Genomic DNA, 11,578 nt, shown 5'->3' with positions numbered 1-11,578 from the left:
GACCCGGCCGTCGTCGATGAGCAGCGGGTCGCCCACGTGCACGTCGCCGGGCAGGCCCTTGTGGGTGGTGGAGCACAAGGTCGCGGTGCCCTCGACGTCCTCGACCGTGATCGAGAACTCGTCGCCGGGCAGCAGCTCGTGGGGGCCGTCGGCGAAGCGGCCGAGCCGGATCTTGGGCCCCTGCAGGTCGGCGAGGATCGCGACGGTCTGCCCGGCATCCGTCGAGGCCCGGCGCAGGTTCTCGTAGGACGCGTCGTGCACGGAGTGGTCGCCGTGGCTCATGTTGAGCCGGGCCACGTTCATGCCCGACCGGATCGCCTGGGAGAGGTTCTCGTAGGAGGAGATGGCCGGGCCGATCGTGGCCACGATCTTTGCTCGTCGCATGTGTGCCGCCTTGGGTTGTGGGGTGTCACCGCGGGTGGACGCACAAGAAAGAACGACCGGGACGCCGCGCGGGCGCGGCGGAGCTCCCGGCCGCTCTGCCTGGTTGTCCTGCCCCGGAGCGGGGAGGTCGTTCCCAGCCTACCAACGCGGCACGCAGTGTCGAGGCCGCGGCTCCCCCGGCGCCCGTCCGCCGGCGCCCGTCCGACGACGACGACGCGGCCCGCACCCCGGGTGTGGGGTGCGGGCCGCGCCGTGGTCCGTGCCGCGGTTTGTGCCGCGCTCCGTGTCGTGGGCCGGTACCTACATGCTGAGGTCGATGGCCCGGTCCGTGGGGGCCACCGGCGCCGGCAGGCGGGTGGAGCCCGTGAGGAACCGCTCGACGGCGGCCGCGCAGGCCCGGCCCTCGGCGATCGCCCACACGACCAGGGACTGGCCCCGGCCCGCGTCGCCGCAGGAGAACACCCCGTCCACGTTGGTCATGTACTGGTCGTCGCGGGCCACGTTGGTCCGCCCGTCCAGCTCCGCGCCGATCTGCGCGGTGATGTCCTCGGACTCGTTGCCGGTGAAGCCCAGCGCCAGGAACACCAGGTCCGTGGGCAGGACCTTCTCCGTGCCCTGCTTCGGGGCGCGGCGGCCGTCGGGCAGGTACTCGGTCTCGGCGACCTTCAGCCCGGTCAGCTTCCCGTTCTCGCCCACGAACTCCACGGTCGAGGCCATGTAGGTCCGATCGCCGCCCTCCTCGTGGGAGGTGGAGACCTCGAAGACCTTCGGCATCATCGGCCACGGGTCGGCGTCGGAGCGGTCGGCGGCGGGCTTGCGCCCGATCGCCAGGGACGTGATCGACGCGGCGCCCTGGCGGTTGGCGGTGCCGATGCAGTCGGAGCCGGTGTCGCCGCCGCCGAGCACGATGACGTGCTTGCCCTCGGCGGAGATCTGTCCCTCGACCTGGTCGCCGGCCACCACGCGGTTGGCCTGCACCAGGTAGTCCATCGCGAAGTGCACGCCCTCGAGGTCGCGGCCCGGGATCGTCAGGTCGCGCGGGCGGGTGGCGCCGGTGGCGACCACGACCGCGTCGTAGCGGCGCTTGAGCTGGTCCCAGGTGATGTCCTTGCCGATCTCCACGCCCGGGCGGAAGCGGGTGCCCTCGGCGCGCATGACGTCCAGGCGGCGGTCGAGGACCTCCTTCTCCATCTTGAAGTCGGGGATGCCGTAGCGCAGCAGCCCGCCGATCCGGTCGTCGCGCTCGTAGACGGCGACCGTGAACCCGGCCTGGGTGAGTTGCTGGGCCGCGGCGAGCCCGCCGGGCCCGGAGCCCACGACCGCCACGGTCTTGCCGACCAGCCGCTGCGGGACGAACGGCTTGATGATGCCCTCATCGAAGCCCATCTCGCCGATCGAGTACTCGATCTGCTTGATGGTCACCGCCGGCTGGTTGATCCCCAGCACGCACGAGGACTCGCACGGGGCCGGGCAGACCCGCCCGGTGAACTCCGGGAAGTTGTTGGTGGCGTGCATGCGCTCCACCGCCTCGGCGTCGAGCCCGCGCCACACGAGGTCGTTCCACTCCGGGATCAGGTTGCCCAGGGGGCAGCCCTCGTGGCAGAAGGGGATGCCGCAGTCCATGCACCGGCCGGCCTGCTTCTGCAGCACCCCCCGGTCCTGGGCCTCCTGGACCTCCTTCCAGTCCATGATCCGGACCGGCACCGGCCGCTTGGGGCGGTCGACGCGCTCGGTCACCTTCAGAAAACCGCGCGGATCAGCCACGGGTCGTCACCTCCAGGATCTTGTGCCAGGCCTCGTCGCCGTCGGGGTCCTGCCCCCGGGTCGCGGCCTCTTCGCGGATGCCCTGCACCGCGGCGTACTCCCGCGGCAGGACCTTGGTGAACCGGCCCAGCGTGGCCACCGGATCGGCAAGCAGCCGGTCCGAGAGCTCGGAGCCGGTCTCCTCGCCGTGCTTCGTGATGAGCGCCAGAACCGCCTCGGCGTCGGCCTCGTCCAGCGGCAGCAGCTGCAGCTCCCCGCTGTCCCGGGCCTGCTTGTTGACGGAGGTCTCGGCCAGGTCGATGACGTAGGCGACGCCGCCGGACATGCCGGCGCCGAAGTTGCGCCCGGTGCGGCCCAGCACCAGGGCGGTGCCGCCGGTCATGTACTCGCAGCCGTGGTCCCCGATGCCCTCGACCACCGCGGTGGCCCCGGAGTTGCGCACCAGGAAGCGCTCGCCCACGGTGCCGCGCAGGAAGATCTCCCCGCTCGTGGCGCCGTAGCCGATCACGTTGCCGGCGATGACGTTCTCGGAGGCCTCGAACACGGCGTCCCGCTCGGGGCGCACGATGATCCGCCCGCCGGAGAGGCCCTTGCCGGTGTAGTCGTTGGCGTCGCCCTCCAGCCGCAGGGTGATGCCCTGCGGCAGGAACGCGCCGAGCGACTGCCCGGCCTGGCCGGTGAGCGTCACGTCGATGGTGTCGTGGGCGAGCAGGTCCGTGCCGAAGGTGCGCGTCACCACGTGCCCGAGCATCGTGCCGACCGCCCGGTCGGTGTTGATGATGTGCTGCTGGATCCGCACGGGCTCCCGCTTCTCGAGGGCGGGCCGGGACAGGCGGATGAGCTCGTTGTCGAAGTGCTTCTCCAGCTCGTGGTCCTGGCCGCGCATGTTGCGGACGGCGGCGCCGCGGTGCTCGAGCACCGTGGAGTGCAGGATCGGGGACAGGTCCAGCCCGTGGGCCTTCCAGTGCTCGATCGCGGCCTTGGTCTCCAGGACCTCGGCGTGCCCGACGGCCTCCTCGATCGAGCGGAACCCGAGCTGGGCCAGGTACTCCCGGACCTCCTCGGCGATGAACTCGAAGAAGTTGACCACGTGCTCGGCCTTGCCGGTGAAGCGCTTGCGCAGCTCCGGGTTCTGCGTGGCCACGCCCACCGGGCAGGTGTCCAGGTGGCACTTGCGCATCATGATGCAGCCCTCGACGATCAGCGGGGCCGTGGCGAAGCCGAACTCCTCCGCCCCGAGCAGCGCCGCGATGACCACGTCGCGGCCGGTCTTCATCTGCCCGTCCGCCTGGACGACCACCCGGTCCCGCAGCCCGTTGAGCATCAGCGTCTGCTGGGTCTCGGCGAGGCCGAGCTCCCAGGGGGCGCCGGCGTGCTTGAGCGAGTTCAGCGGGGCCGCGCCGGTGCCGCCGTCGTGCCCGGAGACGAGCACCACGTCGGCCTTGGCCTTGGTGACGCCGGAGGCCACCGTGCCGATGCCGATCTCCGAGACCAGCTTCACGTGCACCCGGGCCCGCGGGTTGGAGCGCTTGAGGTCGTAGATCAGCTGCGCCAGGTCCTCGATCGAGTAGATGTCGTGGTGCGGCGGCGGGGAGATCAGCGACACCCCGGGGGTGGAGTGGCGCGTCCGGGCGATCCAAGGGTAGAGCTTCTGGGCCATGAGCTGGCCGCCCTCGCCGGGCTTGGCGCCCTGGGCCATCTTGATCTGGATGTCGTCGGCGTTGGTGAGGTACAGGCTCGTGACGCCGAAGCGCCCGGAGGCCACCTGCTTGATCGCCGAGCGGCGCTCCGGGTCGAGCAGCCGCTCGACGTCCTCGCCGCCCTCACCGGTGTTGGACTTGGCGCCGAGCCGGTTCATGGCGATGGCCAGCGTCTCGTGCGCCTCCTGGGAGATGGAGCCGTAGCTCATCGCGCCGGTCTGGAAGCGCTTGACGATCGAGCTGACGGGCTCGACCTCCTCCAGCGGCACCGGCCGGCGGTCGGAGGAGAAGCCGAGCAGCCCGCGCAGGGTCAGCAGCTTCTTGGTCTGGTCGTCCACGAGCTTCGTGTAGGACTTGAAGATGTCGTAGCGGCCGCTGCGGGTGGCGTGCTGCAGCCGGAAGACGGTCTGCGGGTTGAACAGGTGCGGCGGGCCGTCGCGGCGCCAGTCGTACTCCCCGCCGGTCTCGAGGTCGCGGTAGGGCTCGGTCACGCCGTCCGCGGGGTAGGCCCGGCGGTGGCGGGAGGCGGTCTCCTCGGCGATGACGCCGAGGCCGATGCCGCCGATCTGGGTGTGGGTGCCGGTGAAGTAGTCGTCCACCAGCTCCCGGGACAGGCCCAGGGCCTCGAAGACCTGGGCGCCGCAGTAGGACGACACCGTGGAGATGCCCATCTTGGACATGATCTTCTGCACGCCCTTGCCCAGGGCCTTGATCAGGTTCTGCACGGCGTGCTCGGTGGTGATCCCGGTCAGGTCGCCCGAGCGCACGAGCTCCTCGGCGGACTCCATCGCCAGGTACGGGTTCACCGCGGAGGCGCCGTAGCCGATGAGCAGGGCCACGTGGTGGACCTCGCGGACGTCGCCGGCCTCCACGATCAGCGCCACCTTGGTGCGGGTGGCCGAGCGCAGCAGGTGGTGGTGCACCGCGGAGGTGAGCAGCAGCGACGGGATGGGCGCCCACGCGCCGTTGGAGTCGCGGTCCGAGACGATGACGTACTCCACGCCGCGGGCCACGGCCGCGGAGACCTTCTCGCAGATCTCGGCGATCCGGGCGCGCAGGGACTCGGCCCCGCCGTCGGGCCGGTACAGCCCGCGCACCCGGAGCGCGGCGGGCATCCCGTCCTCGCCCTCGATGTGCAGGAACTGGTCCAGCTGATCGTTGTCGATGACCGGGAAGTCCAGGGCGATCTGGCGGGTGCGCACCCGCTCGGTGGTCAGCAGGTTCCCCGACGGCCCCACGGATCCGCGCAGGCTGGTGACCAGCTCCTCGCGGATCGCGTCCAGCGGCGGGTTGGTGACCTGCGCGAAGGACTGCACGAAGTAGTCGAACAGGGTGCGGGACTTCTCGGAGAGCACGGCGATCGGGGTGTCGGTGCCCATGGCGTAGATGGGCTCGGCGCCCTTGGCCGCCATCGGCCCCACGATCATCTTGAGCTCCTCCTGCGTGTACCCGAAGGTCTTCTGGCGCAGGGTGATCGAGGAGCGCGGGTGGACCATGTGCTCGCGCTCGGGCAGGTCGGCGATGTCGACGATGTTGCCGTCGGCCCACTCCTCCCAGGGCGCCGCGGAGGCGATCTCGGCCTTGATCTCGGCGTCCTCGACGATCCGCCCGCGGGCGGTGTCGACGAGGAACATCGTGCCCGGGGACACCCGGCCCTTGCGCACGACCTTGCGGTCGCCGATGTCGACGACGCCGACCTCGGAGGCCAGGATGACGAGCCCGTCGTCGGTGACCCAGAACCGTCCGGGGCGCAGGCCGTTGCGGTCCAGCAGCGAGCCGACCTGGACGCCGTCGGTGAAGGCGACCGCGGCGGGACCGTCCCACGGCTCCATGAAGGAGGCGTGGTAGCGGTAGAACGCCTTGCGGGCCGGGTCCATGGTCTCGTGGTTCTCCCAGGCCTCCGGGATCATCATCATCATGGCCTGGGTGACGGGCCGGCCGGAGAGCACGAGCAGCTCGGCCACCTCGTCGAGGGACTGGGAGTCGGAGGCGCCCTCGGAGCAGATCGGGAACAGCTCCTCGGGGTTGCGGCCCAGCAGCGGGGACTTCAGCTGCGACTGGCGGGCGCGCATCCAGTTGCGGTTGCCCTTCACGGTGTTGATCTCGCCGTTGTGCGCCAGGGTGCGCATGGGCTGGGCCAGCGGCCAGGAGGGGAACGTGTTGGTGGAGAAGCGCGAGTGCACGATCGCCAGCTCGGTGGCGAACCGCTCGTCGGCCAGGTCCGGGTAGAACGGCTCCAGCTGCTGGGTGGTCAGCATGCCCTTGTAGACGATGGTCCGCGAGGACAGGGAGGGGAAGTACACGCCGGCCTTGTTCTGGGCGCGCTTGCGCAGCCGGAAGGCCTTCTGGTCCAGGCGGCGCCGGGCGGCCTCGTCCTCGGGCGCGGGGGCGGCCTCGGCCACGAAGAGCTGGACGAACCAGGGCATGACCTCGCGCGCGGAGCGGCCCACCACGGACTCGGCGACCGGGACCGGGCGCCAGCCCAGGACCTGCAGCTCCTCGGAGGCGGCGAGCTCCTCGAGCGCGGCCTGGATCTGCTCCGCGTTCACCCCGCCGTGCGGCAGGAACGCGGTGCCCACGGCGTAGCCGCCCAGGGGCGGCAGCTCGAAGTCCACGACCGCCCGGAAGAACGCGTCGGGCAGCTGGGTGAGCAGCCCGGCGCCGTCCCCGGTGCCCTCGTCCCCGCCCACGGCACCGCGGTGCTCCAGGTTGCGCAGGGCGGTCAGGGCCGCGTCGACGATCTCGTGGGTGGGGGTGCCGTTGAGGGTCGCGACCACGGCGAGCCCGCACGCGTCCTTCTCCTCGTCCGGGTGGTAGAGGCCCTGCTCCTCGGGCGCGTTCGAGAACTGCTCGAACGGCGACGTCGCCTGGTCCTCGGCGATCTCGGCCGGGTCGGCCGGACGCGGGTCCGTGCCGTGCTGGTCGGAATTGTCACCGGGGGTGCCGGCGGGGGTAGAAGTCATGACAGACGTCTCCTCACCATGAGATGTGGTCAGCAGGAGCGGCCCCCGCGGCAGAGCTCCGGTCGGGAGGTGCCGCCGGTTCGTGAGCTGCCGTCGGCGTCCTCGAACGGTGGTCGAGGTGGTGCCGGGCGGCGGAAGGGCCCCGTTCCAGGAAGGTCCGACGTTGGACGCTCTGGCGTGCGCAGGAGCGGAAGGCGTGGTTCACCCGTCCCCGGTCGTGCGCCAGTGAAATCTAGCACCCCGATGTTACAAGTCTGAAAACTCCCGGACCCGCCGCGGTATCACGGGGCCGATCCGCGGTACCAGGTCCGCGCGGCCTGTGCGGCGCCGTCCCGGGCGCGCCGGCGGCGCACGGTGACCACCGCGAACAGCGCCAGTCCCAGCAGGAGCACGCCCAGCGAGGTCCACACGTGCACCCGCAGCCCCAGCACCATCAGGGAGGGGTCGATCCGCAGGAACAGCTCGATCAGCATCCGGCCCAGCCCGTAGTGGACCAGGTACAGGGCGAACAGCCGGCCGCCGTCCAGGCGGAACCGCCGGTCCAGGGCCAGCAGCAGCACCACGCCGGCCACGTTCCACAGGGACTCGTAGAGGAACGTGGGGTGGAAGAGGGTGTCGGCGGGCAGCCCGGCGGGGAAGTTGGCACTGGCCGGGTCGATCTCCAGCCCCCAGGGCAGGGTGGTGGGGCGGCCGAAGAGCTCCTGGTTGAACCAGTTGCCCCAGCGCCCGATCGCCTGGGCCAGGAGCAGCCCCGGGGCCGCGGCGTCGGCGAACACGGCCAGGGACACCCCGTGCCGGCGGCACACCCACCACGCGGCCGCCGCGCCGAAGGCCACCGCGCCCATGATGCCGAGCCCGCCCTCCCAGATCCGCAGCGCGTCCACGGGGTCCGCGCCCGGGCCGAAGTAGCCGGCCGGGTCGGTGATCAGCACGTGGTACGCCCGGGCGCCGACGATCCCGGCGGGCACCGCCCACATCACGACGTCCCACACGATCTCCGGGTCCAGCCCGAGGGCCCTCCAGCGGCGCAGGGTCAGCCACAGCGCCGCGGCGATCCCGGCGAGGATGCACAGGGCGTAGGCGTGCACGGTCAGCGGTCCGAGCGAGAAGCCCGACCAGTCCGGGGAGGGGATGCCCTGCCGGACGGGGACGCTCAGCAGGACGGGGGTGGCGGCGCTCAGCAGCATGGGGTGGGGCCTCGGCTCGTGGGGACGTGGGGAGGGGCGGGGGCCCGGTCCGGGCCGCTCCGCCCCGTCACGCTATCAGGCCAGACCGGCGAGCTCGCGGGTCAGGGCGCCCACGGCCTCGGGGCCGCCGTCGGCCAGGGCCTTCACGAGGGCGGTGCCCACGATGACCCCGTCCGCGTAGGCCCCGATCTCCTCCACGTGGGCCCGGCGGGAGACGCCCAGCCCCACGCACACGTGCTGCGCGCCGGCGGCACGGGTGTCGGCCACGAGCTGCTCGGCGACGTCGGAGACGGCGTCCCGGGCCCCGGTCACGCCCATCACGGAGACGGCGTAGACGAAGCCGCTGGCGGCCTTGGCCACCAGGTCCAGGCGCTCGCGCGAGGAGGAGGGGGCGGCCAGGAAGATCCGGTCCAGGCCGTGCGCCTGGGAGGCGGCGAACCACTCGGCGGCCTCGTCGGGGATGAGGTCCGGGGTGATGATCCCCGCGCCCCCGGCCTCGGCGAGCCGCTCGGCGAAGGTGTCCACGCCCATCTGCAGGACGGGGTTCCAGTAGGTCATCACCACGGGCACGGCGTCGGTGCGCTCGGCGACCGCCCGGACCACGCGGAAGACGTCCGCGACCCGGAAGCCGTTGGCCAGGGCCGTCGTCGTCGCGTGCTGGATGACGGGCCCGTCCATGACCGGGTCCGAGTAGGGGATGCCGATCTCGATGACGTCCGCGCCGTTGCGGCCCAGGGCCACCGCCGCCTCCACGGACTCCTCGACCGTGGGGAAGCCCGCGGGCAGGTAGCCCACGAGCGCGGGCCGGCCCTGCTCCCGGCAGGCGGCGATGCGTGCGGCGAGCCGGGAGTCGGGGTTGCTGCCCAGGTCGGCGGGCAGGATGCGGGAGGCCAGGTCGGCGCCGGGGTGGGTGGTGCTCACAGTCGCTCGCCCTTCTCGCCGAGCTCCGCCTCGGCGCTGTCGTCCGGGAGCATCCCGAACCATTCCGCGGCCGTGGCCACGTCCTTGTCGCCGCGCCCGGAGAGGGAGACGACGATGATCTTCTCGGCGGCGGCCTCCGCGCCCAGCTCCTCGACCCAGCGCCGGCCGATCTTCAGCGCCCCGGCCAGGGCGTGGGACGTCTCGATCGCGGGGATGATGCCCTCGGTGCGGCACAGCCGCCGGAACGCGTCCATCGCCTCGGTGTCGGTGATCGCCTCGTAGCGGGCCCGCCCGATGTCGTGCAGGTAGGAGTGCTCCGGGCCGACGGCCGGGTAGTCCAGGCCGGCGGAGATGGAGTGGGACTCCAGGGTCTGGCCGTCCTCGTCCTGCATCAGGTACGTCCGGGCCCCGTGCAGCACCCCGGGCCGGCCCAGGGAGATGGTGGCGGCGTGCCGGCCGGTCTCCACGCCGTCCCCGCCGGCCTCGAGCCCGTAGAGCTCCACCGAGGGGTCGTCCAGGAAGCCGTGGAAGATGCCGATGGCGTTGGAGCCGCCGCCCACGCAGGCCGCCACCGCGTCCGGCAGGCGCCCGGTCTGCTGCAGGACCTGGGCGCGGGCCTCCTCCCCGATCTGCTCGTGGAAGTAGCGCACCATCGCGGGGAACGGGTAGGGTCCGGCCGCGGTGCCGAGCAGGTAGTGGGTGTGCTCGACGGAGGCGACCCAGTCCCGCAGGGCCTCGTTGATGGCGTCCTTGAGCGTGCGGGAGCCGTTGGTCACGGGCACCACGGTGGCGCCCAGCAGCTCCATCCGGGCCACGTTGAGGGCCTGCCGGCGGGTGTCCTCCTCCCCCATGTAGACCACGCACTCCATGCCGAACAGCGCGGCCGCGGTCGCGGAGGCGACCCCGTGCTGGCCGGCGCCGGTCTCGGCGATCAGCCGGGTCTTGCCCATCCGGCGGGCGAGCAGGGCCTGGCCGAGCACGTTGTTGATCTTGTGCGAGCCCGTGTGGTTGAGGTCCTCGCGCTTGAGGAGGACCCGGCACCCGGCCTCGGCGCCGAAGCGGTGGGCCTCGGTGAGCAGGGAGGGGCGTCCGGAGTAGTCGCGGGAAAGACGCTGGAACTCCGCGGTGAACTCGGGGTCCGCCTTGGCCTTCTCGAAGGTGTCCGTCAGCTCGTCCAGGGCGGCGACCAGGGACTCGGGCATCCAGCGCCCGCCGAAGTCCCCGAAGTAGGGGCCCGGGGCCTCGCGCAGCGACGCGGCCCGCGCGGCGACGGACTCCGCCTCGGCGTCCGGGACGTGCCGGCGGGCACGGGCCGCGGCACCGGCGGTGCGGAAGCCGGCGATGGTGGCCGCGGCGTCGGCGCTGCGCACGAGCGCCTCGCCGACCAGCACGGCCTTCGCCCCGTGGGAGGCGTACAGCTCGATCTGCTCCTCGCCCTCCACGCCGGACTCGGCCACGAGCACCGCGTCCTGCGGCAGCAGGCCGGCCAGCCGGCCGAAGGTCTCGACGTCGGTGTCGAGGGTCTTGAGGTTGCGCACGTTGACGCCCACGATGCGGGCGCCCACCGCCACGGCGCGCTCGATCTCCTCGGGGGTGTGCGTCTCCACGAGGGCGTGCATGCCCAGCTCGTGGGTGAGGTCCAGGAAGCGGCGCAGCTGCTCGTCGGTGAGGGCGGCCACGATCAGCAGCACCAGGTCGGCTCCGTGCGCCCGCGCCTCCCAGATCTGGTACTCGTCGACCGTGAAGTCCTTGCGCAGCACCGGCACCCCCACGGCCGCGCGCACGGCGTCGAGGTCGGCCAGGGAGCCGTTGAAGCGGCGCTGCTCGGTGAGCACGGAGATGACGGAGGCCCCGCCGCGCTCGTAGCCGGCGGCGAGCAGGGCGGGGTCGGCGATCGGGGCCAGGGCGCCCTTGGACGGGCTGGCGCGCTTGACCTCGGCGATGATCTGCACGGCGTCCGGGCCGGGCCCGCGCAGGGCGGACTCGGCGTCCAGCGCCGGCGGCCGCTGGGCGGCGGCGGCGCGGAGCTCGTCGAGGCCCACGCGTTCCCGGCGCTCGGCCAGGTCGGCGCGGACGCCCTCGATGATGGCGTCCAGGACCGTCCCGGTGCTCTGTTGCGACATGGATTCCTGTCCTCTCGGCGGCGGCGGCCGCCTCTCTGCGTGCTGCGGGGGCCGGGCCGGCATGCCGGGCGCTGGCCCCGCGGGGCCGCCCGGCGGTGACCGGTGCTGCGCGGCGCCGGCCGTGCCGGCGCGGGCTCAGCCCTGGTGGTTGTGGGCCTCGTGCTTGCGCTGCTCGGAGCCGGCCCCGTGGCCCATGGAGCGGAGCACGGCACCGGCGATCAGGCCGACGACGACGAGGCCGATGCCGACGATCAGCACGGGGGTGTTGCCCACGGTGAAGCCCACGACGCCGACGATGACGCCCACGGACATGATGCCGATGGTCACCCAGGCGGCCAGGGTGTTGCCGTGCCCCACGAAGCCCGTGTGGTCGAGGACGATCTCGTTGCCGTTTGCCATGTTCCTGCACTCCCGATATCCCTGCCGGGGCCGGCCGGCCCCGCTCGCCGGGCCCCGGCGGGGCGCGGCGCTTGCTGACAGTCTGTCTCGCTCCATTGTGCCACCCCGCGGCCGGGGACGCGCACGCGCCGCGGGGC

General features: G+C 72.6%; 7 protein-coding genes. All 7 read right to left on the bottom strand.

Features of this window, described 5'->3' with window-relative positions; translation table 11 throughout:
* The coding region (locus tag GMA12_RS13850; protein WP_240898840.1) for a pyruvate kinase at positions 1-384 on the bottom strand (384 nt) is incomplete at its 3' end.
* 300 nt (positions 385-684) lie between these two features.
* Positions 685-2,148, bottom strand: coding sequence for a glutamate synthase subunit beta (locus GMA12_RS13845; RefSeq protein ID WP_162459871.1), 1,464 nt, complete (start codon positions 2,146-2,148; stop codon positions 685-687).
* The gene (gene gltB / locus GMA12_RS13840; protein ID WP_156270043.1) at positions 2,141-6,811 is read right to left on the bottom strand and encodes a glutamate synthase large subunit; all 4,671 of its coding nucleotides are present in this window, start codon (positions 6,809-6,811) and stop codon (positions 2,141-2,143) included. The genes GMA12_RS13845 and gltB overlap by 8 nt, the downstream gene beginning before the upstream one ends.
* A gap of 281 nt (positions 6,812-7,092) precedes the next feature.
* Positions 7,093-7,998 carry a prolipoprotein diacylglyceryl transferase gene (gene lgt, locus GMA12_RS13835; RefSeq protein ID WP_156270042.1) on the bottom strand — a complete coding sequence of 302 codons (906 nt, stop codon included), beginning with the start codon at positions 7,996-7,998 and terminating at the stop codon, positions 7,093-7,095.
* 75 nt (positions 7,999-8,073) lie between these two features.
* The gene (trpA, locus tag GMA12_RS13830; protein ID WP_156270074.1) at positions 8,074-8,865 is read right to left on the bottom strand and encodes a tryptophan synthase subunit alpha; all 792 of its coding nucleotides are present in this window, start codon (positions 8,863-8,865) and stop codon (positions 8,074-8,076) included.
* Positions 8,866-8,915: 50 nt separating this feature from the next.
* A complete protein-coding gene (trpB, locus tag GMA12_RS13825) occupies positions 8,916-11,042 on the bottom strand; it encodes a tryptophan synthase subunit beta (protein WP_156270041.1) in 2,127 nt (708 codons plus the stop codon).
* A 135-nt stretch (positions 11,043-11,177) separates the two neighbouring features.
* Positions 11,178-11,441 (bottom strand): HGxxPAAW family protein, encoded by a 264-nt coding sequence (locus tag GMA12_RS13820; protein ID WP_156270040.1) that lies wholly within the window; start codon positions 11,439-11,441, stop codon positions 11,178-11,180.
* Positions 11,442-11,578 lie beyond the last annotated feature (137 nt).

It is taken from the genome of Kocuria sediminis, from assembly GCF_009735315.1.
Lineage (GTDB): Bacteria > Actinomycetota > Actinomycetes > Actinomycetales > Micrococcaceae > Kocuria > Kocuria turfanensis.
The sequence above is the reverse complement of the archived record's forward strand: the minus strand, read 5'-3'. Positions and strand labels throughout refer to the sequence as shown.